This window comes from Acidimicrobiales bacterium (genome assembly GCA_035546775.1).
Lineage (GTDB): Bacteria > Actinomycetota > Acidimicrobiia > Acidimicrobiales > JACCXE01 > JACCXE01.
On the sequence record DASZWD010000047.1, the window covers coordinates 1 to 24,292 of the forward strand.

Annotated in this window: 23 protein-coding genes; 16 read left to right on the forward strand and 7 right to left on the reverse strand. The window is 69.7% G+C overall.

The window, feature by feature from the left end:
• Window positions 1–434: 434 nt before the first annotated feature.
• From VHC63_11360 to VHC63_11370, 3 genes are all read left to right on the forward strand, one after another.
• Entirely contained in the window at window positions 435–626 is a 192-nt protein-coding gene (locus VHC63_11360) for a hypothetical protein (GenBank protein ID HVV37192.1), read from the forward strand.
• A 74-nt stretch (window positions 627–700) separates the two neighbouring features.
• The gene (locus tag VHC63_11365) at window positions 701–3,529 is read left to right on the forward strand and encodes an HAD-IA family hydrolase (protein ID HVV37193.1); all 2,829 of its coding nucleotides are present in this window, start codon (window positions 701–703) and stop codon (window positions 3,527–3,529) included.
• Window positions 3,526–4,284 carry a universal stress protein gene (locus tag VHC63_11370; GenBank protein ID HVV37194.1) on the forward strand — a complete coding sequence of 253 codons (759 nt, stop codon included), beginning with the start codon at window positions 3,526–3,528 and terminating at the stop codon, window positions 4,282–4,284. The genes VHC63_11365 and VHC63_11370 overlap by 4 nt, the downstream gene beginning before the upstream one ends.
• A 22-nt stretch (window positions 4,285–4,306) precedes the next feature.
• Here the strand turns inward: VHC63_11370 and VHC63_11375 are convergent, their stop codons facing one another.
• Window positions 4,307–4,576 (reverse strand): metal-sensitive transcriptional regulator, encoded by a 270-nt coding sequence (locus VHC63_11375; GenBank protein ID HVV37195.1) that lies wholly within the window; start codon window positions 4,574–4,576, stop codon window positions 4,307–4,309.
• 215 nt (window positions 4,577–4,791) lie between these two features.
• On the opposite strand from VHC63_11375, the gene VHC63_11380 reads away from it, so the two are divergent.
• Both VHC63_11380 and VHC63_11385 read left to right on the forward strand, forming a co-directional pair.
• Window positions 4,792–6,852 (forward strand): MMPL family transporter, encoded by a 2,061-nt coding sequence (locus VHC63_11380; protein HVV37196.1) that lies wholly within the window; start codon window positions 4,792–4,794, stop codon window positions 6,850–6,852.
• 63 nt (window positions 6,853–6,915) lie between these two features.
• A complete protein-coding gene (locus tag VHC63_11385) occupies window positions 6,916–7,305 on the forward strand; it encodes a DUF302 domain-containing protein (GenBank protein HVV37197.1) in 390 nt (129 codons plus the stop codon).
• A gap of 24 nt (window positions 7,306–7,329) precedes the next feature.
• Here the strand turns inward: VHC63_11385 and VHC63_11390 are convergent, their stop codons facing one another.
• A complete protein-coding gene (locus VHC63_11390; protein HVV37198.1) occupies window positions 7,330–7,746 on the reverse strand; it encodes a globin family protein in 417 nt (138 codons plus the stop codon).
• Window positions 7,747–7,935: 189 nt separating this feature from the next.
• Between VHC63_11390 and VHC63_11395 the strand changes: the two genes are divergently transcribed.
• The gene (locus tag VHC63_11395; GenBank protein HVV37199.1) at window positions 7,936–8,442 is read left to right on the forward strand and encodes a DUF1360 domain-containing protein; all 507 of its coding nucleotides are present in this window, start codon (window positions 7,936–7,938) and stop codon (window positions 8,440–8,442) included.
• Between the two features lie 84 nt (window positions 8,443–8,526).
• Window positions 8,527–9,960, forward strand: a complete 1,434-nt coding sequence (locus tag VHC63_11400; GenBank protein ID HVV37200.1) for an amidase — start codon at window positions 8,527–8,529, stop codon at window positions 9,958–9,960.
• Window positions 9,961–9,988: 28 nt separating this feature from the next.
• Here VHC63_11400 and VHC63_11405 read toward each other — a convergent pair whose 3' ends face one another.
• The gene (locus VHC63_11405) at window positions 9,989–10,960 is read right to left on the reverse strand and encodes an aldo/keto reductase (protein HVV37201.1); all 972 of its coding nucleotides are present in this window, start codon (window positions 10,958–10,960) and stop codon (window positions 9,989–9,991) included.
• 50 nt (window positions 10,961–11,010) lie between these two features.
• Between VHC63_11405 and pyk the strand changes: the two genes are divergently transcribed.
• The 3 genes from pyk to VHC63_11420 all read left to right on the forward strand — a co-directional run bounded on the left by pyk (window position 11,011) and on the right by VHC63_11420 (window position 13,763).
• Window positions 11,011–12,447 carry a pyruvate kinase gene (gene pyk, locus VHC63_11410; protein ID HVV37202.1) on the forward strand — a complete coding sequence of 479 codons (1,437 nt, stop codon included), beginning with the start codon at window positions 11,011–11,013 and terminating at the stop codon, window positions 12,445–12,447.
• 39 nt (window positions 12,448–12,486) lie between these two features.
• Window positions 12,487–13,206 (forward strand): MBL fold metallo-hydrolase, encoded by a 720-nt coding sequence (locus tag VHC63_11415; GenBank protein HVV37203.1) that lies wholly within the window; start codon window positions 12,487–12,489, stop codon window positions 13,204–13,206.
• Between the two features lie 206 nt (window positions 13,207–13,412).
• On the forward strand, window positions 13,413–13,763 hold the full coding sequence (locus VHC63_11420; GenBank protein ID HVV37204.1) for an STAS domain-containing protein: 351 nt from the start codon (window positions 13,413–13,415) through the stop codon (window positions 13,761–13,763).
• Between the two features lie 12 nt (window positions 13,764–13,775).
• On the opposite strand, the gene VHC63_11425 is transcribed toward VHC63_11420, so the two are convergent.
• Both VHC63_11425 and VHC63_11430 read right to left on the reverse strand, forming a co-directional pair.
• The gene (locus tag VHC63_11425) at window positions 13,776–14,624 is read right to left on the reverse strand and encodes a hypothetical protein (GenBank protein ID HVV37205.1); all 849 of its coding nucleotides are present in this window, start codon (window positions 14,622–14,624) and stop codon (window positions 13,776–13,778) included.
• Complete coding sequence (locus VHC63_11430; GenBank protein ID HVV37206.1) at window positions 14,621–15,391, reverse strand: alpha/beta hydrolase; 771 nt, start codon at window positions 15,389–15,391, stop codon at window positions 14,621–14,623. Before VHC63_11430 ends, VHC63_11425 begins: the two co-directional genes overlap by 4 nt.
• A gap of 85 nt (window positions 15,392–15,476) precedes the next feature.
• Here VHC63_11430 and VHC63_11435 point away from each other — a divergent pair, with 85 nt between their 5' ends.
• Window positions 15,477–17,801 carry a TIM-barrel domain-containing protein gene (locus VHC63_11435; GenBank protein HVV37207.1) on the forward strand — a complete coding sequence of 775 codons (2,325 nt, stop codon included), beginning with the start codon at window positions 15,477–15,479 and terminating at the stop codon, window positions 17,799–17,801.
• 17 nt (window positions 17,802–17,818) lie between these two features.
• The gene (locus VHC63_11440; protein ID HVV37208.1) at window positions 17,819–18,961 is read left to right on the forward strand and encodes a nitronate monooxygenase family protein; all 1,143 of its coding nucleotides are present in this window, start codon (window positions 17,819–17,821) and stop codon (window positions 18,959–18,961) included.
• Between the two features lie 9 nt (window positions 18,962–18,970).
• Here the strand turns inward: VHC63_11440 and VHC63_11445 are convergent, their stop codons facing one another.
• Window positions 18,971–19,639 carry a TetR/AcrR family transcriptional regulator gene (locus tag VHC63_11445; protein HVV37209.1) on the reverse strand — a complete coding sequence of 223 codons (669 nt, stop codon included), beginning with the start codon at window positions 19,637–19,639 and terminating at the stop codon, window positions 18,971–18,973.
• Window positions 19,640–19,706: 67 nt separating this feature from the next.
• Here VHC63_11445 and VHC63_11450 point away from each other — a divergent pair, with 67 nt between their 5' ends.
• The 3 genes from VHC63_11450 to VHC63_11460 all read left to right on the forward strand — a co-directional run bounded on the left by VHC63_11450 (window position 19,707) and on the right by VHC63_11460 (window position 22,740).
• Window positions 19,707–20,147, forward strand: a complete 441-nt coding sequence (locus VHC63_11450; protein HVV37210.1) for a nitroreductase family deazaflavin-dependent oxidoreductase — start codon at window positions 19,707–19,709, stop codon at window positions 20,145–20,147.
• A gap of 172 nt (window positions 20,148–20,319) precedes the next feature.
• Window positions 20,320–21,540, forward strand: coding sequence for a hypothetical protein (locus VHC63_11455; protein HVV37211.1), 1,221 nt, complete (start codon window positions 20,320–20,322; stop codon window positions 21,538–21,540).
• A 21-nt stretch (window positions 21,541–21,561) separates the two neighbouring features.
• Entirely contained in the window at window positions 21,562–22,740 is a 1,179-nt protein-coding gene (locus VHC63_11460) for an amidohydrolase family protein (protein HVV37212.1), read from the forward strand.
• Here VHC63_11460 and VHC63_11465 read toward each other — a convergent pair.
• Window positions 22,737–23,294: a dihydrofolate reductase family protein gene (locus VHC63_11465; GenBank protein HVV37213.1), complete on the reverse strand. Its 558-nt coding sequence runs from the start codon at window positions 23,292–23,294 to the stop codon at window positions 22,737–22,739. The two genes, VHC63_11460 and VHC63_11465, sit on opposite strands and share 4 nt — an antisense overlap.
• Window positions 23,295–23,315: 21 nt before the next feature.
• Between VHC63_11465 and VHC63_11470 the strand changes: the two genes are divergently transcribed.
• A complete protein-coding gene (locus VHC63_11470) occupies window positions 23,316–24,290 on the forward strand; it encodes an aldo/keto reductase (GenBank protein ID HVV37214.1) in 975 nt (324 codons plus the stop codon).
• Window positions 24,291–24,292: the final 2 nt, after the last annotated feature.

Here is a 24,292-nt window from a genome sequence, read left to right on the forward strand (position 1 = left end):
AACGGATCCCGCACTCGACGTGGGACGTGTTCGACGACGCCGCCCACTTCCTGCAGGACACCCACGGCGCGCGGATTGCCGAGGTCGTGCTGGAGCGGATCGCGGAGGAGCGATGACGCCCCTAACGACCCAATCAACTAGCTGACAATTCTCGGCGCGATCAGCGCTGAATGCGCATCGTTTGGGCGTTGCGCGGCGAAACACCTCTCGACACGCGGCGCACAGTGACTTGCAAGGCACCTTCGGCGTGCCGGTGGGCTCGCTGGCGTGGAGCGCCATCGTCGACAACCTCACCGCGCTCGAAGCCGCCAACGACGCGCTGCTCGGCGACGCTGGATACCTGAGCCTCGTGGCGAAGGCCACGCCGTGGGCGACGACGGCTCCGCAGGACTCGTGGCTCCAGACGATCCACACGTCCGGCGGCGAATTCGTTCGTGCCCGCGTCGGTTCCTACAGCGAGAACATCATGGCGATTCCTGCGCCGGGCAAGCGACTCCGCCGCCGCGGTCGATACCGCCGCCGAACTCGTCGCCAAGGACGAGGAGTACGGCGCCAAGCTCGACGCCGCCGGCGACCTGTTCGTCGCCGGGATGGCCCAGCGCGTCCTCGCTCGCCGCATCGCCTGACGCTTCGCGGTCACCCGGCCGGACGCGAGACGCGTCGGACGCGAGGCGCCCGTCGAGGTGAGAGATTTGGTCGCGTGACCGACCCGGTGCTGCACCTCGACGCGATCGACGCCGTCGTCGTCGACCTCGACGGTGTGGTGACCGACACCGCGCGCGTGCACGCCGAGGCATGGGCCGAGATGTTCAACGCCTTCCTCGCCGTCACCGCTCCGGCTGATCCGCCGTTCGATCTCGACGGGGATTACCTGCGCTTCATCGACGGGAAGCCCCGAACCGACGGCGTAGCGGCCTTCCTGGCGTCGCGTCACCTCGAGGTGGCGATGGGGCAACCCGACGATCCGCCGACAGCGGTGACAGTCCACGGACTGGGCAAACGCAAAGACGAGTTGTTCCGGGCGCGGCTGCGCCGCGACGGCGTCCGCACGTTCCCCGGAACCATTGACCTGCTTGCTCGGGCGCGGGCCGCGGGCAAGCCGATCGCCGTCGTGTCGGCCAGCCGGAACTGTCGCGACGTGCTCGCGGCGGCCGGTCTCGGCGACTTCTTCGACGTCGTCGTCGACGGCAACGTCGCCGCCGACCAACACCTTCCCGGCAAGCCCGACCCGGCGACGTTCCTCGAGGCCGCCCGCCGCCTCACGGTCGCGCCGGCGCGCATGCTGCTCGTCGAGGACGCGCTGGCCGGAGTCGAGGCGGGGCGCCGGGGCGGGTTCGGTCTCGTGGTTGGCGTCGACCGGCACCACCATGCTGATGACCTGCGCGCTGCTGGCGCTGATCTGGTGGTCGGTGACCTCGCCGAACTCGCGATCGCCGACGACGCCCCCGCCGGATGGACCCTGACGCGCGACGTCCCCGCGGGCGCAGCGCTCGGACGCTCCCGCGATGCGCTGTTCGCGCTCGCCGACGGCGCCGTTGGCGTGCGCGGCGACCTCGAACGAGGTCGCAGGAACGGCGGGTGCCTGACGCTCGTCTCCGGCGCGTACGGTCTAGGGCCGGCCGACGACGACATCGTGCGCCTGCTTCCGGGCCCCTCTCTGACTCCGCTGCGCGCCGCCGACGAAGCGGTCGACGCGTCGCCGGTGCGCCACGTGCTCGACATGATGGCGGGGTCCATCACCACGCGACCCCTCACACCGTCAAGCCGCTTCACCACGACGCAGTTCGCGTCGCTCGTACGCCCCGGATTGGTGGTGCAATACGCCGAGGCTGGTCCCGGCCAGCGATGGTCAACCAACATGCTCGGTCCGCCGCGGCTCGACGGCGACACCGGGATGGCGGCGCGCTTCGAATACCGCGAGCAGCGCCTCTCCGGTGGTCGGCAGTTCGCCGAGACGCGCAGCGACCGCGCGCGGGTTGTGGCGCTGGCGCAGCAACACCACGTCGACCACGGGGACCGGTCGCGGTTGGAGCGCGTAACCATCGTGCGGTCCAGCGCCGACGGGCGACACGCCGCCGAGGCGGCGCTCGCCGACGCGTGGGCTGTCGGCGTCGACGCGCTGGCGGAGGAACACCGCCGCGCGTGGGCGGCGCGGTGGGACGCGTGCGACGTCGAGATCGACGGCGACCCCGCGGCCCAAGAAGCGATTCGCTTCGCGTTGTTCCATCTCGTTTCCTGCGCCCCGGCAACCGGTGAGGCGGGCATCGGTGCCCGCGGCCTCACGGGGCTGAGCTACGCCGGCCACGTGTTCTGGGACGCCGACGTATTCGTCCTGCCGGCATTGGCCGCCACCTTCCCGGCGGGGGCACGGGCGATGCTCGAATATCGCGTCCACCGCCTGGACGCCGCCCGCGCCAACGCGCGAGCCCGCGGCCTGGTCGGCGCTCGCTTCCCGTGGGAGTCGGCCGACACCGGCGAGGAGGTCACACCCGGTTCGGTTCGCGACTTCGAAGGCAACGTCGTGGCGATCCTCACGGGCGAACACGAGGAACACATCACCTCCGATGTCGCGTGGGCGGCGCTGCGCTACGTCGAATGGAGCGGCGACGACGGCTTCATGGCCGGACCGGGTCGTGACCTCGTCGTCGACACCGCCCGCTATTGGGCATCACGGATTCGCCTCGACGACGACAACCGAGCGCACATCGACGGCGTCATGGGGCCCGACGAGTACCACGAGGTCGTCGACGACAACGCGTTCACGAACGTGCTGGTCCGCTGGCACCTGCGCCATGCGGCGACGCTCGTGGACGGCACCGCGCCCGATCAGGCGGCGCGGTGGCGCGCCCTGGCGGACGCGCTGGTCGACGGCTACGACGCGGCGACGGGTTGTCACGAACAGTCCGTCGGTTATTTGGACCTGGAGCCGTTGCGCGTCGTCGATGTCGCCGAGGTTCCCGTCGCCGCTGACGTGTTGCTCGGCCGGGCGCGCGTCGCCGAGTCGCAAGTCGTCAAACAACCCGACGTGTTGATGGCCCACCACATGGTGCCCGACGAACTGCCGCCTGGGTCTCTCGCCGCCGACCTCGACTTCTACCTGCCTCGCACCGCCCACGGCAGCTCGTTGTCCCCCGCCGTCTGTGCGACGCTGCTCGCCCGCGCCGGCCGACCCGACGATGCACTCGAACTGTTCGATGTCGCGAGCCGCATCGACCTCGACGACCTCACCGCCATGACCGGCGGTGGTCTCCACCTGGCCAGCCTCGGCGGGCTATGGCAGGCGGTGGTCACCGGCTTCGCGGGTGTCCGCGTCGCCGGCGACGTCTTGCGGGTGGACCCCGCACTGCCCGGCCGCTGGAAACGGTTGTGCGTGCGGGTGCGCTTCCACGGCGTCGGGGTACGCCTTGACCTCACTCACGATCGTGTCACCGTCGACACGGACCGCCCGGTGCCGCTCGTCGTGCACGGCGTCGCGCTGCGCGCGGCCGGCACGGTCACGCGACACGGTGACCATTGGAGGCAACAATGACCACAGTGCTGGCTGCCATCGACGACAGCCCCGCAGCGGCTCCCGTCTTGCGCGGCGCGCAAGCCCTCGCCGGCACCCTCGGTATCGACGTGCGCGCCCTGCACGTTGTCGATAACGGCGGTGATACCGCCGCGGCCGTCGCGGTGCACGCCGCAGTGCCGGTCCAGCACGTGCGGGGTGATCCCACGGCCGCCATCATCGACGCCGCCGCGGGAGCCGATGTCGCCGTCGTCGCGGTTGGAGCACGGCGTGATGCAACCGGGGCGCGACCCGCGGGCCATGTCGCGCGGGCAGTGATGACCGGCGCGGTGAAGCCGGTCCTGGTGGTCGCCCCCGACGCCCGCCTGCCAACCGACGGCCGGTTCCGGCGCGCGCTGCTTCCCCTCGACGGCACCGCGAAGACGAGCGTCGCCGTCGAAGACGTCGTGCGCCGGCTCACTACCGCCGGCGTCGACGTTGTCGCCGTCCACGTCTTCGCGTCCGGCACGGTGCCGCGGTTCTGGGACCAAGCGGGTCATGCGGACCAAAGCTGGGCGGCGGAGTTCCTGGCCCGCTGTTGCGTCGAGGCGCCCGACGCCGAACTTCGCCTGCGCACGGGCGACGTCGGCGGCGCCGCCATCGACGTCGCTACCGAGGAAGCAATCGACCTGGTCGTCCTCGGCTGGTCCCAACACCTCGAACGCGACCGGGCGCAGGTCGTGCGCGACATCGTCGGCCGCGCTGATGTCGCGATTCTGCTGGTGCCAACGGCCTAACCGCTGCGACAACTCCGCCGCGTTAGGCGAGCTTCATGAACATGCGCTCGACCGCTTCGAGGGGATAGCCGTCGGCGGCGGCGCCGTCGGGGTCGGCGAGGCAGTACGTGAGGCCGGCGGCGATGAGTTTGAAGCCGGCTTGTTCGAGCGCTTTGGTGGCGGCGGAAAGCTGGTTGACGACATCGCGGCATTCCTCGCCTTCGGTGAGCATCCGCTCAACGGCCTGGACCTGTCCAGCGGCGCGGCGGAGGCGCTTGCGTACGTCGTCGACGACCTCGTCAGGTAGTTGCATCTTGCAATCGTATACCCCCTTGGGTATGGTGGTCTATACCCCCTAGGGTATCGAACCAGAATGCGAGGCTTCCCCCCCCGATGGCAGTTGTGATGACCCCCCATGGCACCCGGCCCCGGCGCACCGCACCGTTGCGCGGCCGTCCATCGCCGCCTCCGCCCCCGCCGACGCTGTTCGCGCGGCTGGCGGCGTTCTCGGCTCGGCATCGGCGGGGTGTGATCCTCGCCTGGTTGGTGGTGACGCTCGCGGCGGCGCCGCTGGCGCTCACGTTGAACGGCGCGCTATCGGGTGCGGGGTGGGAGGCACAGGGTTCGACGGCGCAGCGAGTCCGCGACGAGCTGCGCCGCGACTTTCCCGCGCTGGGCGCCGAGAACCCCGTGGTCGTCTACCACCAGACGTCGCCCATCGCGTCCAATCCCGCCGGGCTGCGGGCGCTGGTGACCGCGCTGCGCGCCGCGCCGAAGGCGGCCGGGGTGGCGGACCCGCTCACGCTGCCGCCCGCCGCGGGACTCGTGTCGCGTGACGGCCGCACGGCGATCGTGCCGGTCGCGCAAGCCGTCACCTCGGACGCGCAACGACCTGAAGCCGCGGGCGAACTCGGTCGGTACGTCGCCCACCTCACCTTCCCGGCTGGCGCGCAGGCGAAAGTGACGGGGGAGTGGCCCGTGTGGAGCGACTTCAATCACATCAACGAGCAAGCGCTGCACAAGGCCGAACTTCTCTCCGGCCTCCCGAGCCTCGTGCTGCTGTTCGTCGCGTTCGGCATGCTCATCGCCGCTGGCATCCCGCTCGTGCTTGCCGTCGCCGGCATCGCCGTTGGTTTCGCCAGCCTCCACTTGCTCACGGCGGTGACGCCGCTGTCGGTGTGGTCGATGAACTTCTCGATGATGATCGGCCTCGCAGTTGGCATCGACTACAGCCTCTTCATCGTCAGTCGCTACCGCGAGGAACGCCTGGAAGGCAAAGAGGCGGTGACCGCGATCCAGAACACGCTGGCGACCGCAGGCAAAGCCGTGTTCCTCTCGGCGCTGACGGTCGTGCTGTCGCTCGCCGCCGTGTTCCTCGTGCCCGTCATGGTGTTCCGGTCGATGGCTCTCGGCATGATTCTGTCGGTCGTCGCCGTCGCGCTGGCGTCGCTCACACTGCTGCCCGCGGTCTTGGTCGCGCTCGGTGACCGCGTCCTCGTGCCCAAGAACGAGGCCGACCCTGACGTCACCGCTGAGTCCCGCTGGAAGCGCTGGACCAGCCTGTCGCTGCGCCGGCCCGGAACCGTGCTCGCCGTCGGCGCCGTCCTGCTCGGCGGTCTTATCGCTCCCGCATTCGGGATGCACCTCGGGATGCCGGGCGCGGGCGTGGTCGACCGCGGCCACACGAGTCGTGACGGCTTCGACATGCTCGTGGCGGCCTTTGGTCCAGGCGCGGCCGCGCCCGTGTTCATCACCACCCCGGCGACCGACGCGACACAGGTCGTCACCGTCGCGCAACGCGCCAGCGGTGTCGTCGACGCGCGCGTCGTAAGCGCTCCGGCCAATACCGGCCGCACCGTTGTGCGCGTGATCGGTTCGACGTCGGTGGACAACTCCCGCACCGCCGCGCTCGTCGACACCCTGCGCGCCGAGCTGCGCGCCGCGGTGCCCCAGGCCCGCGTCGGCGGCCCGGCGGCCCAGAACCGCGACCTCACCGCGGTGCTGACCGACCGCGCCCCGTACGCCATCGGCCTCATCCTCATCGTGGCGTTCGTGTTGCTGCTGGTCGTGTTCCGTAGCGCGGTGATCGCGGCTACTTCGGTGCTCATGAACGTGGCCACGGTGGGTGCGGCGTTCGGCTTCGCCACGCTCGTGTTCCAGCACGGCTTCGGCGCCGGCGTGCTCGGTATCGATCACCAGCCCTTCATCGACGCTTGGGCGCCACTGTTCTTCTTCGCCCTCCTCTTCGGCCTGTCGATGGACTACCAGCTGTTCCTGCTCGCCGCGATCCGCGAGCGCTATGAAGCCACGGGGGACACGCGCACCGCCATCTCCGAAGGCATCGCGCGCACCGGCCGGCCGATCACGAACGCCGCGCTCGTCATGATCGTCGTGTTCATCGCCTTCGGTGTCACGGGGCCGATCCCGCCGACAGAACTCGGCATCACCCTCGCCATGGCGGTGCTGCTCGACGCCACCATTGTCCGGGTCCTCCTGGTCCCTGCCACCATGGCGCTCATCGGTGAGCGCAACTGGTACCTGCCGCGTTGGCTCGACCGCGCCCTGCCCCACGTCCACTTCAACCACTAACGAACGGACTCACATGCTCGCAAACCCAACCATTGATCGGCTTGAGAGTTGCCGGAGCGGGTCATGAAAGCCATCGAGACCACCGTCGACCTCACCCCCGCCCAAGCGGAGGAGGTCGTGCGCGCCGCGCTCGGGGAGCAGGGTTTCGGCGTCCTCACCGAGATCGACGTCGCGGCGACCCTCAAAGCCAAATTGGGCGTCGAGCGCGCGCCGTTGAAGATCCTCGGCGCCTGCAACCCCAATTTCGCTCACCGCGCGCTCGAACTCGACCCGTCGGTCAGCCTGCTGCTGCCCTGCAACGTAGTCATCGAGGTCACCGACGCGGGTACACGCGTCGCCGCCGTCGACCCACGCGAACTTATGGACGATCCGGCGTTCGCGGAGATCGCGGCCGATGCCGCCGCCCGGCTCGCGGCCGCGATCGACAAAGTGGCCAACGCTCCTCGGCAGTAGACCCTGGAGCCGGCAACGCCGTCTTCAGGCGGCTTGGCCCTTGGCGGCAGCCTTCATCGTCTCGGCGAGGATTCCGTAAGCCGCGGTCCACGCGCCTTCGAGTTCGGGCGTGAACTTGTCGCGGAAGGCCTGCGCGAGCGTCCACAGCAGCGCTTCGGCAACGGTGTCGTAGTGCTCGTCTTTGACGCCGTAGCCAGCGTGGCGCGCGCCCATCGTCTCGACGGCGCGCACGATAGACCCGAGGTTGTTGAGGTTGTTGACGGCGATGCCGATCATCCGCATGAGCTTCTTGCCCTGCTCGTCGAGGTCGCCGGTGAACATCGCCCGCACCGACGGGTCGAGTTCGAACAACCTGCCGTAGAACAGGTTGGCTGCGGTGTCCGCGATCGGGACCACGTTGGCGAACGAGTCTTGGACGAGTCGGATTTGTTCCGGGGTCACTACGAGTCTCCTGATTCGAGGGGGCCGGTGGCGGCACGCCGCCAATCGGCGGCTCGACCCGAAGCCTGAGGGGCCTAACGCGGCGATTCTCCGGCTCGTCGAGATTTGCGCCCTGTGCTCCGCGGTCGTCGGTCGGTGTGAAGCTCCCACGTCGGCATCGGCGCTCGGAGGATCGGGTACGAATCGACTATGGCTCACGCCGTCTCGTCGATAACCCGGGCCTACGAGAAGACCGCGCCGGACGAACGTCCGCTCGGTGGCTACCTCACGTTGTTCGGCGTCTACTCGTCTGCGGTTGTAGCCGCGGTTGCGTTCATCCGCAGCTTTCGCCGGCCCCAAGCGGTCACTGCGGCCGACATCGCGCTGGGTGCGGCTGCCACCTATCGGTTGAGCCGCCTCATCACCAAGGACACCGTCACTGCGTTCGTGCGCGCCCCCTTCACCGAGTTCGGGGAAGCGATCGGCGAAGGCGAAGTGAACGAGAACGCGCGGGGTACCGGCCTCCAGCACGCGATCGGCGAGTTGCTGACCTGCCCGTTCTGCGTGTCGCAGTGGGTGGCGACGGCGTACGTCGCCGGCCTCACGATCGCGCCGCGCTTCACGCGCGCCGCCGCGTCGGTCCTGGCCGTTGTCGCGGGCGCCGATGCGCTCGAGTTCGGGTACGCCGGACTGCGCCGTCTGGACCAGCGAGCCTGACCGGGCACGGGCGCCAAGGAATAGCGTGCGTCGCATGGCGGCCGCCCGCTCGGCGATGCCGGAGGAGACGGTGAGGTGACGGTGGTGGACGACGTCGTATGGATGGACGCCACGGCCCAGGCCGAGTTGGTGCGCGCCGGTGAGGTGTCGCCGGTCGAGCTGGTGCAGAGTGCCATCGACCGCATCGAGCGCGTCGACCGCGAGTTGCACTCGATCATTCACCGCCGCTTCGAAAAGGCGCTCGACGAAGCCCGCTCGCCACAGTTGCCCGACGGACCGTTCCGCGGCGTGCCCTTCGTGGTCAAGGACCTCTACGCGCCGACCGCCGGCGACCCGATGCACAACGGCATGCAAGCGCTCAAGGATGTGGGATACGTCGCGCCGGCAGACAACTGGCTGACGGCCCGCTACCGCGCCGCGGGGTTCGTCTTCGTCGGGCGGACGAATACCCCCGAGTTGGGACTGGTGCCGACGACCGAGCCCGCGGCGCACGGGCCCACGCGCAATCCGTGGTCTCGCGAACACACTGCCGGTGGGTCCAGCGGCGGCAGCGCCGCCGCGGTCGCGGCCGGCCTCGTTCCGGCGGGCCACGCCAGCGACGGCGGAGGGTCGATCCGGATCCCCGCCAGCATGTGCGGACTCGTCGGGCTCAAGGTGTCGCGTGGCCGTATCACTGCCGGGCCCGACCGCGACGAGAGCGGCCTGAGCGTCAACCACGTCGTGACGCGGTCCGTGCGCGACTGTGCCGCCATCCTCGACGCCACGTATGGGCCGGGCCCGGGTGACGCCGCGATCGCGCCGCCGCCGCGACGCCCGTACGTGGAAGAAGTCGGCGCGGAGCCCGGTCGGCTGCGCATCGGGCTGCTCGCCGCCAATCCCGGCGGCGAGCTTCATCCCGACTGCGAGGCAGCGGTGCGCGCTGCGGGGAAGCTGCTCGAGTCGCTCGGCCATCACGTGGCCGAGGAGCACCCGCCGATTCTCGACACTGCCCGCGAGCTCAGCGGATCATTCGGCGCGCGCTGGTGCGTCAACGCCCGCATGGGCGTCCTCGGTGCTGGCGAGTTGATCGGGCGGGAGTTGTCCGAAGCCGACGTCGAGCCGGTCACCTGGGCCATGGCCTCGGTCGGTGCGCAGGTCAGCGGCGTCGACCTCGCCCGCGGCCTCGCCGCCAGCGCCCGCCTGACGCGCGCCCTCGGACTCTGGTGGGCCGAGGGGTGGGATCTGTTGGTCACGCCGACGCTCGGCACGCCACCGCCGCGGCTCGGCGAACTAATCGGCACGCCCGAGGATCCGATGCGCGGCGTCGTCCGCACCGCCGCGGTCGTGCCCTTCACGACGCACTTCAACGTAAGCGGTCAGCCGGCGATCTCATTGCCGCTGTCATGGAACGCCGAGGGCTTGCCGATCGGCGTGCAACTCGTCGCCGACTACGGCCGGGAGGATCTGCTGCTGCGCATCGCCGCGCAACTCGAGGCGGCGCAGCCGTGGAGCGATCGGCGTCCGCCGCTAGGCCGCTGACCGCTGCGCGATCACCTTTTGGCGACTGCTACCAGGCGTAGGCCTCGGGGGCGGCGCCGCCGGGCCCGGGAAAGATGCGGTCGAGCTCGTCGAGCACGGCGTCGTCGAGGGTGATCTCGAGGGCACGCAACGCGCCGTCGAATTGCTCGAGCGTGCGCGGCCCGATGATCGGCGCCGTGACGGCCGGGTTCGCCAGCAACCACGCGAGCGCGACGTCGGCGGGCTGCTCGCCCCGATCGGCGCACAGCTTCTCCCACGCTTCGAGTTGCGGGCGGTGCTTCTCGACTTGCTGCTGCAACCGCTGCGCACCCCGGCGACCCTCGGTCACCTTCTGGAGCGCACCGCCGAGGATGCCGCCGCCGAGAGGGCTCCACGGGATCACACCGAGGCCGTAGTCGCGACACGCCGGTAGCACTTCGAGTTCGACTGTGCGGGCGTTGAGGTTGTACAGGCTCTGTTCGGAAACGAGTCCGAGCGAGCCGCGCACGTGCGCCGCTTCGTTCGCCTTGGCAATGTGCCAGCCGGCGAAGTTGCTCGACCCGACGTAGAGCACTTTGCCCTGGGCGACGAGCAGGTCCATCGCCTGCCAGATCTCGTCCCACGGCGTGTCGCGGTCGACGTGATGCATCTGGTACAGGTCGATGTGGTCGGTCTGGAGGCGGCGCAGGCTGTCCTCACACGCCTGGCGGATGTGCAGCGCCGAGAGCCGATTGGTGTTGGGCCACGGGTCGCGCCCGCCGTACACCTTGGTGGCGATGACCGTCTTCTCGCGGCGACGGCCGCCCTGCGCGAACCAGCGTCCGATGATCTCTTCGGTCGTGCCTCCGCCGTACATGTTGGCGGTGTCGAAGAAGTTGATGCCGAGGTCCAGAGCTCGGTCCATGATGCGATGCGCATCAGCCTCCGACGTCTGCGCGCCCTCTTGGGTGCCGAAGTTCATCGTGCCGAGGCACAGCGGGCTGACGCGCAGGCCCGTGCGTCCGAGGTGTCGGTATTCCATCGGCCCATGCTGTCACGCAGGAGTTCGGAGTCGCCCGTAGCGTTACGGCCATGAGCCGTCGTACCAAGATCGTGGCCACCGTCGGGCCGGCGTCGGATGCGCCCGCCGTGCTGCGCGGGATGATCGCGGCGGGCATGAACGTGGCGCGGGTCTCGCTGTCGCACGGCTCGCTCGACGACGCACTCGGCCGCGTGCGCCGCATTCGCGAGGCCGCCGCCAGCGAAGGCCAGATCGTCGGCGTCCTCGCCGACCTTCCGGGACCCAAGATCCGCGCCGCCGAGTTCGTTGCGGGCGGTGCGCTGCTCGACGACAACCACGTCATCACCCTCGTTCCTGCCGGACCCAGGGACCGCAGCGACGGCACGCGCATCGCCGTCGACCTGCCGACGCTCCTGGAGGATCTCCACGTCGGCGATCACGTCGGACTGGGCGACGGCGGGATGCAGCTCGTGGTCGAGGACGTGCTCGCCGATCGAGCCACGGCCCTCGTCCTGCGCGGTGGCGTCGCCCAGGGCCGTCCGGGCGTGACGCTGCCACCCGGGCGTTCCGCGCTCTCCGCGCCGACTCCTGAGGACCTCGCGCTCCTCGACGGCCTGGTCGAACACGTCGATGCCGTCGCCGTCTCGTTCGTACGTCAGGCCGCCGACATCGAGCGGGCCCGCGCCGCGGCGCCGAACTCCATGCTCGTTGCCAAGATCGAAACCCAGGAGGCGGTCGACGCGCTGGACGAGATCATCGCGGCGTCCGACGGCGTCATGGTCGCGCGCGGCGACCTCGGTATACGGTGCGCGCTCGAGGACGTGCCGCATTACCAGAAGCGCATTATCCGCACCGGCGTCGCCTACGGGCGGCCGGTCATCACCGCGACGCAGATGCTCGAGTCGATGATCGCCGCGCCGACGCCGACGCGCGCCGAAGTGAGCGACGTGGCCAACGCGGTGTTCGACGGGACGAGTGCGTTGATGCTGTCGGCGGAGACGGCCATCGGCGCCGACCCCGTCAACGCCGTGCGCACGATGGCGCTGATCGCCGAGCGCGCCGAGCGAGAGTTCGACTACGTGGCGTGGGGGCGCGGGCTCGGTCGCCAGCAGAGCGCGGTCGCCGATGTCATGAGCGCGCAAGCGCGCATCACCGCGTCGGTGTCGGCCGCGGGATGGCGTGCCGCCATCGACGCCGACGTGGCGGCGATCATCGCCTGCACGAACAGCGGCCGGACACCGCGGGCGATCTCCCGGTTCCGCCCGCAGATGCCGATCATCGCGGTGACGCCGTCGGAAGAAACGGCGCGCCGCCTCACGATGGCCTGGGGAGTGCAGCCCCTGGTGGGCGCGCAATACGCGACCACCGACGACATCGTGTGGTTTGCGGTCGAGGCGGCGGTGCAGTCGGGCGCCGTCACGCGCGACGACGTCGTCGCCGTCCTCGCCGGTTCGCCCGCCGACCCCGATCCGGCGACTGACACGCTGCGGCTGGTGCGGGTGCGCTGACCGATCGGCGACGGGCGCGACGCCGGTATCGTCGGTGCGGTGCCCGACAACGATCGCCTTTACATACGCCAATTGCTGTCCGGTCGCGACTTCGCCGTAGGCAACGGGGTCGCCCAGCAGATGGTCAACTTCGCCTACGTCATCGGTGACCGCGACAAGGGCGAGGCGCTCGTGGTCGACCCGGCGTACGCCGCCGGTGAGCTGATCGACCTCGTGGAGAGCGAGGGCATGCGCGTGGTCGGCGCGCTGGCCACGCACCACCATCCGGACCATGTCGGTGGGTCGATGATGGGCCACAGGCTCGAGGGTGTCGCCGAATTCGTCGGTCGCGGGGCTGGACCGGTGCACGTCCACAAGGACGAGTCGTCCTTCGTGCAGCGGGTCACGGGTATCGCGGCCACCGATGTGGTCGAGCATGCCGGAGGCGACACGATCACCGTCGGTGACATCACCGTCGAGGTATTGCACACGCCCGGTCACACGCCCGGTTCGATGTGCTTCCTCGTCGGCGGGGTGCTGGTGTCGGGCGACACGCTGTTCCTCGAGGGCTGTGGCCGCACCGACTTCCCCGGCAGTGACCCCGCCGCGATGTACGACAGCCTCACCCGTCTCGCCACCCTGCCCGACGACACTGTCGTGTGTGCGGGCCACTGGTACTCACAGCCGGCGGTCGCGTCCCTCGGCGACGTGAAGCAGTTCAACTACGTGTACAAGCCGCGCACGAAAGAGCAGTGGCTGATGATGTTCGGCGCGCAGTAGGCCGACTTTCGGAGTCTGCGCGCGGCGGGTCATCGGAGAAGTACGCCGAAGATCGATGACATTCGGCCCTATCGCTTGCAGCGCGATCGGCGTCTAATGCAGTTGGGTCTGAGCGGCAGACGATGAAACCGAAAGGTCGAATCGAACGTCGCTCAGAGCCGCGTCCGGACTCACACAGGAGAACTTCGATCACCAGTTCTGCATCGGTGGCGTTCGCCGCCGACATCGACGATGCGACCATCTCCAAGGCCGTTCGACCACTGTCGATCTCGCGTGCGCTCGGGCGTGTCGTCGTCACCGTGCACGGCAGCATCGAGGTGGAAGAGGCGTCCTTCCTGCGACAGGTACTCAACGACCTGATCGACGGACAAGGCAATCTCGACATCGTGGTCGACTGCCGGCATTTGACCGCAATCGGCCATCTGGGCGTGGCTGTCCTGGTCGAAGCCGGGCGACGCACGGCGGCGAGACGCGGACGCTTCGCCCTCAGCGGTGCGCGCGACGAAGTTCGCATCGCGTTGCTTGCGTTCGCGCCGCGGAGCGGCGTCAGCGTGTAGCGGGCGCTCCGCTCACCGATTAGCGATCTCGCTGGTCGGCGCCGGCTGGGCGAAGCGGGCCAAGGCGATGGCGCCACCGAGTGCGAGGGCGAACCCGCCGGCCGCCACGGGTGCGAGACCAGCGCGGGTTCGGTCGCCGAGCCAGGCGATGCCGACGAAGGCCGGGGCGACCGTCTCGACGGAGAACGTCACCGCCGCGACCGTCGTGACGCGGCCTCGTTGCAAGGCGGCGGCGAAGAGCACGGTCGCGAGCGCGCCGTCCACGACGATGGCGTACAGCAACGGGTCGCGCAGCGCGTGCAGCCATGGGTGGGGCACGACAAAGGCGCGCGCCGCGATGCCGACCGCCCCGAAGGAGACGCCCGCCCCGGCGGCGAGCAGCGCCGCCGCGCTCTTGCGAGTCGACGAACCGAACGCCCACGCGATCAGCGCCAGCGCGGGCGCGGCGGCGAGCAGCAGAGTTGGCCCAGGCTCGGAGAGGCGCATTGCGTGTTCGGGTCGTGCCGTGGCGGCGAGGAGCAGCAGGCCGCCGCCGAGGGCGAGCAGCGCCCGTGCCTCGGCGTGCGACAACCGCGTCTTGAGCAGTCGGCGGGCGGCGACGGCGGTCACCCCCACGCTGCTGGCCACGGCGGCTTGCACGACGAACAGTGGCAGTGTGCGCAGCGCGACGACGGCGGCAACGAACCCCGTCAGGTCGAGACCAAGGCCGACGAGATAGCGCCATTGCGCCACGAGCCGGGCGATGACCCGGACGTCGATGCGACCGCTCGCCGCGGAACGGTTGGCGGCGATCGACTGGACCACCGACGCCAGCCCGTAACAGGTGGCCGCGCTAAACGCGGCGGTAAGGCCGAGAATCACGACGAGCGCGTTTTCGCCAGGACGTCGCGCACGGCATCGGCGACGAGGCCGGGATGCGTCCGGTGGAGTTGGTGGCGGCCGCCGCGAACCGGCACCAGCGTGGCGCGAGGCAGGCGGGCGGCCAGCTCGGCCGCCGTCAACGCTGGAACGACGCGGTCGCGCGTGCCGCTGAGCACGGTGACGGGTGCGGCGACCGAGCCGAGCTGATCGAGGAGACCGGGGAGTTCGTCGACGAGGGCGACCTGCTCGGTCACGAAGGCGCGCCACGCCCCGCGCGCGTGACTGGCGTCGAGTGCGTCGAGGGCGGCGGTACGCGCCTCTCCCGCAGGACCGAAGCGCGACAGGAACCACCGCATCGCCGGGTTCGCAACCCGGAAGGTCGCCCGCATGATCGGCAGACCAACTGCAGGGTTGGCGAGGAGGCGGTCGACGCGGCTGACCGCGCCCGGACCAATCGAACTGACGAGCACAATCCCGCGGACCAGATCGGGGCGCCGCAGCGCCAGTGACAGCGCGACGCCTCCCGACCAGCTGTGCGCCGCGATGGCGACGGGTTCAGCACCGCAATCTTCGACGACGCCGATCAGCCACTCCGCATTCGCGGCGAAGCCTCCCGCCGCCAGCGGATTGCTCGCGTACCCCGGGCGGTCGGGGGTCACGGCGTCGACGGCGGAACCCAGACGCTCGACGACCCGGTGCCACTCGACGCCGGCGCCGGGCTGGCCGTGTAGGAAGACGACGCGCTCGCGGTCCGACGCCTCGGTCACCGTTGGACCTTACCGGCGCAGATCGGCCGCGCAGCCACGCGCGACGACGAGTGACCTCGCCGCCGCCCGTCGTATCCTTCGGGACATGGGGGCGACGCGGCGGGTGGTTGTAGCAATCGCGCTGTGCGCGGGCGTGCTGGTGGCGGCCGGGGGCGCGGTCGCAGCAGCAAGCGACGCGACCGTGGTCCGATCCGGGCCGATGGTGGCGACGGTGACGTACAAGCCGTTCGCCGTGACCGTGACGCAGAACGGCGTGCCCGTGCTCCAGTCGTCACACAGCGGTTCGGTCGGTGCTCTGGGTTTCGCCGTCGCTACGGGCGTGGCGGCGCAGACCCCGACGATCGGCTACGGCGTGTTCGCCGCCGAACCCGTTGCGTGGGTGCGCGCCACGCGCGCCGAGCCGCGTAAGGACGGGTCACTACTGGTGCGCACAACCGATCGGTTGCATTCGTTTCGCGTACGCATCTCCGCTCCGTCCGACGGCGTGATCTCGTTCGACGCCACGCTCACGAGCAAAGCCGGGGTGCGCATGACGGGCGCGTCGTTCGCCAACGACGCGACCCAGCGCTTCCTCGGCTTCGGGGAGCGCAGCGACAGCGTCGACCAGACGGGCCGCACCGTCGAGCAGTGGAACGAGGAAGGACCCTTCTCAGGAGGTGTCGCGCGCCCCGTCACCGAACCCGTGCTCGGTAAGCAGTGGCAGGGCCCGCCACCGGTTGGTCCGGCGAGCAACTTCACGATGCCGTGGGCAATCTCGAGTCGCGGGTACGGGTTCCTGCTCAACTCGACGTGGCTCAACCGCTTCGATCTCACGTCGCCGTCGCGCTGGCGCGTCGAGACGTTGCAGCCGGCGCTGCACTGGCGCGTCTACGCCGGCGCGGCGCCTACCGACGTGTTGCGCCGCGTCACGAGCGATCCCCTCGTCGGTCGCCAGCCGCAGCCGTCGCAGTGGTTCTTTGGTCCCTGGTACCAACCGCACGGCAACGACGAGTACTTCGAGAAGGCGTGGCGCACGCCGCGGAGCCAGGGCGGCCTCGAGGCGCCAGTGACCGTGGCGCAGACCTACACGCACTACTTGCCGTGTGGCGCCCAAGCGCCGGATCGTGCCACCGGCGCACAGAAGAAGGAGACGAACGGCTACCACGACTGGGGCTACAAGGTGACGACCTACGTCAACTCGTTCGTGTGCAGCAACCACCCCGACGGGGCGTATCAGTACGGCAACGCGCACGGCTATTTCGTGAAGACCCAAGCCGGCACGACGTATCCGATCCCGTACATCTCGTACCGCAAGGCGTCATCCGCCGTCGTCGACTTCAGCGCGCCGGGCGCCACGCAGTGGTGGCAGTCGCTCGTCAACGAAGCGTTGACCAATGGCTACGACGGCTGGATGGAAGACTTCGGCGAGTACGTGCCGCCGTACTCGCAACTCGCCGACGGCCGCTCGGGCCTCGCAGCGCACAACGATTACTGCACGCAGTACCACCGCGCCAGCACTGAGCTGACGTGGCCCAAGTTCGGGCCCGACTTCGCCCAGTTCGTGCGCTGCGGCTACATCGGCACCGCGCCCAACGCGCGCATCGTGTGGGGTGGCGATCCGTCGACCGACGACTCCGAGGCCGACGGCCTGCCGGCGGCAGTGAGCGAAGGTCTGTCGATGGGCATGTCGGGCATCGCCTACTGGGGTAGCGACATCGGCGGCTTCCACTCGATGTTCACCGCCAGGCAGACGACGCCCGAGTTGCTGACGCGCTGGATCGAGGTCGGCGCCTTCTCCGGCATCATGCGCACCGAGGCCGACGGCTACGTGCTGCCGGTGCAGGACTCGCTCTCGCGCCGGGCGCAGGTGTGGGACCCGGAGGTGCTGCCCGTGTGGCGGGCGATGACGCGATTGCGCACGCAGTTGTTCCCCTACATCTGGGATGCGGCGCAGCAGTACCAGCGCGACGGCACGCCGATCATGCGCGACTTGGCGCTGGCCTACCCGGACCAGGATGTCGCCTGGCGGCGCGGCGATCGCGCGGCCGTGGCCGCCGCGGCCTACGAGTACCTGTTCGGTCCGGACTTGTTGGTGGCACCCGTGGTGACCGTCGGCACGACATCCCGCGACGTGTGGTTGCCGCCGGGCCAGTGGGTGAACTTCTGGGACGCCACCACCTACGACGACGCCACCGGCTCCTTCGACGCGGCACCGCATCAGCGCGTGCTCGACGGCGGCCGCGTCGTGCACGTCGACGCGCCGCTCAACCGCGTGCCGCTGTTCGTCAAGGCCGGCACGTGCCTGCGCATGCTGCCGCCCGACGTGCAGACGCTTACGAACACGTCGGGCTTCGCGCACGACGCGTCGGTGGTGACGCTGGCGGACGGCATCGGCCGCACGCGATCGGTCGGCTACGCCGCCCACTGCTGACCTGGTAGGCAGAACGCATGCGTACCGCTGCGACCGACCTCGTAGGAATCGACGTTCCGATCTTTGCCTTCAGCCACTGCCGCGACGTGGTGGCGGCGGTAACCAATGCCGGTGGGTGCGGCGTGCTCGGCGCCGTCGGCCATTCGCCTGAACAACTCGACATCGACCTGACGTGGATCGAGGAGGAAGTCAAGGGCAAACCGTTCGGCGTCGACCTGCTCGTCCCGCAGAAGTTCGCGGGTTCGGACGCGGGTGGGCTCGAGCGCGACGAGTTGCGCGACCTGATCGACGACGAGCACAAGGGCTTCGTCGACGACATTCTGCGCCGCTTCGACGTGCCGCCGCTACCCGACGATCCCGGTCAGTCACGCCGCGGGCGTGGCGGGCTGAACATGCGGGTCGACCAGAAGAGCATGGCGCCGCTTCTCGACGTGCTGTTCGCCCACAAGACCAAGCTGGTGGCTTCGGCGCTGGGTCCGCCGCCGCCCCACTTCATCGAGCGGGCGCACGCGCAGGGCATCCCCGTGGCTGCCCTCGCCGGCGCCCTCGAGCACGCCGAGCGCCACAAGGCGGCGGGCGCGGACCTGATCGTGGCGCAGGGAACGGAGGCCGGCGGGCACACCGGACAGGTGGCGACGATGGTGCTCGTTCCCGAGGTCGTCGACGCGGTTGCACCCGTGCCGGTGCTCGCCGCGGGCGGTATCGGCCGTGGCCGGCAACTCGCGGCCGGCATGGCGCTGGGGGCCGACGGCGTGTGGTGCGGCTCGGTGTGGCTCACCACTGAAGAGGCGGAGACGCAGCCGGCCGTCAAGGAGAAGTTCTTGCGCGCCCGTTCGGGTGACACCGTGCGCTCCAAGTCGATCACCGGCAAGCCGGCGCGCATGCTGCGCACGGCGTGGACCGATGAGTGGGAGCGCGCCGACGGCCCCGGTCCGATGCCGATGCCGCTGCAGTCGATGCTGGTCGGTGAAGCGCTCGGACGGATCCAGCGGGTGGCGACCAAGGAAGGCTCGGGCGCCAACCAACTGGCGACGTACTTCGTCGGCCAGATCGTCGGCTCCATGAATACCGTCAAGCCGACGCGCCGCGTCGTGTTCGAGATGGTGGAGGAGTTCGTCGACGCGGTCGCGCGGCTGAATCGGCTCGTCGAGTCGGAGTAGGACGAGCGGTCAGGCGGCGAGGCCGAGGTCGCGGCCGACGGCTTTCACGCTCCAGTCGAAGAAGGCGTCGCCGTCAGAGATGACGCCGTGCGTGTGGCCGAACAACTCGAAGGAGATCAGACCGAACAGCTGCGCCAGCGCGCCGATGAATCGCAGCGCGGTTGGGTGGTCGGCGTCGAGGGGGAGGCCGCTCACGATGGCGGCGGCGTCGCCGACGAGGGTGCGGGGAACGGGGACGGGCGCGGCAACGTCGGCCGTCCCGGACAGCGGTGCAGCCAGCGCGGCGTACACGCGCGTCGCCGGTGCGATCGTGTCCTGCGGGGCGGCGTACCCCGGCACCGGCGTCCCGTAGAGCAGCGCGTACTCGTGCGGTCGCGCCAACGCGAAGGTTCGCACGGCCCGGCAGCCCCGCAGCCAGCGTGTGGGCGCGTCGCCCCGGGGCACCACCGCCGCTTCCACGGCGTCGGCGAGATCGGTGTATCCGGCGACGACGAGCATCGTGAGCAGCTCGTCGCGGCTGGCCACGTAGCGGTAGATGCCCGATGACACCATGCCCAACTCGCGGGCGATGGCGCGCAACGACAGGGCGGCGGGGGCGACCTCGGCCAGTTGGGCACGGGCGGCGTCGCGGATATCGGCGAGAACGGCGGCGCGGGCTTCGGCTCGGCGGGGAGTCACAGCACCAGCATGCCAGAAATGTGAGCACCGCTCTTGACTGTGAGCAGTGCTCACGTATTATGGGGACATGCTCACGACCCGCTACGTCAAGCCCACCAAGTCCGACGAGCTGTTCTCGCGTGCGCTCGCCTGGTTGGCGCGCCACGGTCTCTCCGTGTTCGGTACGCGGCTGCTCGCAGTGCGCGGGCGAACGTCGGGCGTCACGCGCACGACCGTGGTCAACCTGCTCGACGTCGACGGCCGGCGGTACCTCGTCGCCCCGCGGGGCGCCACGCAGTGGGTGCGCAACCTGCGCGCCGCCGGCGACGCCGAACTGCGCGTCGGGCGACGCGTCGAGCACGTCACCGCGACGGAGCTGGCCGACGCCGACAAGGGTCCGGTGCTGCGGGCCTATCTGGCGCGCTGGGGCTGGGAGGTCGGGCGCTTCTTCGAAGGCGTGAACCGCAGGGCGAGCGACGACGACTTGGCCGCGATCGCTCCAGGCTTCCCGGTGTTCGCCGTCGCCTAACCAGAAGCGTGACTGGAAACTGCGAATGCCGTTGAGTCCGGCGGCGTCGAGTTGGGCGACCTCGGCGGGTGCGAGCGACCAACCAGGGCGGCGGGCAGGACGTTGATATCGAGCAGCGCTCCTCACCGACGCTTCGGCGTACGCGCCGCGCGCGGCGACCTACATTGCTCGGGTGCATCTCGCCGACACGCCGTGGCCGGCTGAGGACGGCGGCCCGCGTCGCCAGCAACGCCCGATCGGTCTCGCCGGTCCGCGAGCCAGTTCGGCGCGGCTGGCCGCGGTGCGCCAGGCGCCGATCAGTGTCATGGCATTGCTCGCTCCCGACGACGCCGTGCTTGTGCTGCGCAACACGATCGGGGGCGACGGCGTCAGCTGGGTCGAATCCGTCGACCCGGAGACACTGGCCGAGCGCGGGCGCTCACCCGACCTGCCGTTGGGTCCGTTCTGGCCCGGCGGATTCGCCGTGCTGGCCGACGGGGCCGTCGTCGTGGTGCAGGGCCGCCACGCCACCCGCCTGGCACCCGACCTGTCCGTGGAGGTGACGCGTGAACTGCCGGTCGACGCGCCCTACAACTCCTTCGTCGTGCTCGCCGACGGGTCGCTCGCCACCAAGGACCTGCAGCGGCCGGGCGGAGCGCCGTCGACGATGTCGATCCTCGATGGGGTGACGCTCGAAGATCGGTGCGCGCCAACGCCACTCGACGAGCCGTGTGTCGCCCGCCTCAGCGCCGACGGCAACGACGTCATCGTCGTCGGCGTCACCACCCTGCATCGGCTGGCGTGGGATCCCGCGGCCGCGAGCCTGACGCCCCGTCACGATCTCGACCGGCCGTACCTCGTGCACGCAGGCCAGTCGTTTGGCTGGGATCCGGTGGTCGACGCCGGCGCGGTCTGGTGGATGGACAACGGCGATCACACGTTTCCGAACGGCATGACGATGCTGGGTAACGGCGTCGCCCCGGGGCCGGTGCGGCTGTGGCGCGCCGCGCTCGCCGGCGACGCGCTGGCGTCGGTCGAGATCAGTGGCGAACCGGCGGGCGCGGTCACGAACCCGCCGGTGATCGATCCCGACCGCGGCCTCGCCATCGCCTACGACTCGGCCAACGGAGTGCTCGCGGCGTTCGGCATCGACGACCTGTCGCCGGCGTGGCGCACGCGTGTCAACACCGCGCAGCACCTGGTGCTGTTTGCCGATACCGGCGAACTCCTGGTCAACGACTTCGACCGGGCGACGGGCGACGCGCTGGCGATCGTCGACGTCACCGACGGGTCGGTGCGCGCCCGCGTCAGCGTCGAGAGCCCGGCCCAATCGGTGGTGTTCCCCGCGCCGGGCTCCCGCCGCGACGCCTACTACGTGTCGCTGTCGACCATCGCCCGGGTCGTGTTCAGCTAGAACGCGTTCTAGAATTGTCGGGTGGAACTCGCGCACCCCGTCTTCGACGCCGACAACCACTACTACGAGGCGCTCGACGCGTTCACCCGGCACGTGCCGCCGGCGTTGCAACCGCGTTGCGTGCAGTGGTCCGAGATCGACGGCAAGAAGTATCACGTGGTCGGGGGCAAGATCAGCCGGGCCGTCGCCAACGCCACGTTCAATCCGGTCTCGAAGCCCGGCTGTCTCAGCGAGTACTTCCGCGGCAATCCGAACAACATCGACGTGCTGGCCAAGCTGAAGGACAGCGAGCCGATCCGTTCCGAGTATCTCGATCCGATCGCCCGCACACGGGTGCTCGACGAGCAGGGCCTCGCCGGCTGCTTCATGTATCCGACGCTCGGCATGCTCTACGAGGAAATCCTCAAGGACGATCCCGAAGCGGTGTGCATCACCTTCCGCGCGTTCAACCGCTGGCTGCTCGACGACTGGGGTTACGACCACGAGGGTCGCATCCTCAACGCGCCGTATCTCACGCTGGCCGACGTCGCGTGGGCCGTCGAAGAACTCGAGTTCGCCCTCGACCATGGCGCGCGGCTGATCGTGATGCGCACCGCCGCACCGACGACCACGCTCGGCCGCCGTAATCCGTTCGACGCCATGTTCGACCCGTTCTGGGCGCGGGTGAACGAAGCCGGCATCACGGTCGTCGTGCACGCCGGCGACAGTGGCTTGTCGTCGAACGGTTATGCCGTCGACGGCTTCGCCGCCAACTTCCGCGGCGGCTTCCAGCCCTCGGTGAAGAACTTCCACATCGAGCAGGCGGTCAACGAGTACCTGCTGTCGATGTCGCTGGCGAAGATGTTCGACCGCTTTCCGAATCTGCGCGTGGCGTCGGTGGAGAACGGCGCCGAGTTCCTGCCCGACTTGTTCCGCAAGCTGCGCTCGCAGGCCAAGAAAATGCCGGGCTACTTCGGCGACGACCCCGTCGACACCTTCAGGGAACACGTCTGGGTGAACCCGTTCTGGGAAGACGACCTCCAGACTGTCGTCGACCTCATGGGGGCCGATCGCGTCATCTTCGGATCGGACTGGCCCCACATCGAGGCGCTGCCCCAGCCCCTCGACTACCTGCCCGAGACCAAGGTGCTCTCCGACGACGAGCGGCGGCGGGTGCTGTGCGACAACGCCGTCGAGCTGGCGACGCTGCGCCCGGACTAGGTGGTCCGGTAGCAGAGGTAGACGGTGCCGGCGCGGAAGCGCCGCTCGTCGACCAGTTCGAGATCGAGGCGCACGTCGCGGGGCAGTGCGGGCTTGCCGCCGCCCACGGTAACTGGGGCCACGAATAGGCGGACCTCGTCGACGAGTCCGGCCGCCAGTGCCTGACCGGCGAGGGTGGCGCCGCCCACGGTGAGACGGCGGTCGGCCGCATCCTTGAGCGCCTCGACGGCCTCGACCTCGAAGACGCGCTCGATACGCGTCTTGTCGGTGAGGGCGTCGTCGAGCGTCGTGGAGTACACCACCTTGTTCGCGGCCTGCCACATGTCCGCGAACGCCGCCCGCAGCTCAGACTGTTCAGCCAGGGCCGGCATCGTCTCCCAGACCGCCATCGTCTCGTACATGCGCCGCCCGTACAGGTAGGTGCCCGCCGAGCGTTCGAGATCGGTGATGAAGGCGAACACGTCGTCGCCCGGAGTCGTGAAGTCGAAGTTTCCCTGGGCGTCCTCGACGTAGCCGTCGAGGGAAACGTTGGCGGTGTAGATCAGGTCGGCCACGGGGTTTAGTAAACACGGCGCATGGAGTACGTGAAGCTCGGTCGCACTGGTCTCGACGTGTCCCGCATCTGTTTGGGCTGCATGACGTACGCGGACGGGTCGCGGGGGTCGCATCCGTGGGCGCTCGACGAGGAGGCGTCGCGGCCGTTCTTCAAACAGGCCGTCGACGCCGGCATCAACTTCTTCGACACTGCCAACGTGTACTCCGGCGGCACCAGCGAAGAATTTCTCGGCCGCGCCCTGAAGGATCTCGGTGTCGACCGCGACGGCGTGGTCATCGCCACCAAGGTGCACGGTGTGATGCGTCCGGGCCCGAACGGTGGCGGGCTTTCGCGCAAGGCGATCCTCACCGAGGTGGACCACAGCCTGCGCCGCCTCGGCACCGACTACATCGACCTCTACCAGATCCACCGCCTCGACTACTCGACGCCGATCGAGGAGACGCTCGAAGCGCTCAACGACGTGGTGCGCGCCGGCAAGGTGCGCTACATCGGCGCGTCGTCGATGTGGGCCTGGCAGTTCGCGCAGGCACTCGCCGTCTCCGATCGCAACGGATGGGCGCGCTTCGTCAGCATGCAGAACCACTACAACCTCATCTACCGCGAGGAAGAGCGCGAGATGATCCCGCTGTGCCGCAAGGAGGGGATCGGGCTGATTCCGTGGAGCCCGCTGGCGCGCGGCCGCGTCGCCCGACAGTGGGACTCGGTCACCGCGCGTTCGGAGACCGACGAGTTCGGCAAACTGCTGTACAACCCGAGCGACGAAGTGATCGTCAACCGCGTCGCCGAGGTCGCGAGCGCACGCGGCGTCCCGCAAGCGCAGATCGGGCTGGCGTGGCTGTTGTCGAAGCAGGGCATCACCGCGCCGATCGTCGGGGCCACCAAGCCCCAGCACCTCGACGACGCCGTGGCCGCCGTCGACCTGACGCTTTCGGCCGACGAGATCGCGCGGCTCGAGGAGCCCTACGAACCGCACCGCGACTCAGGGTTCCGGTAGCG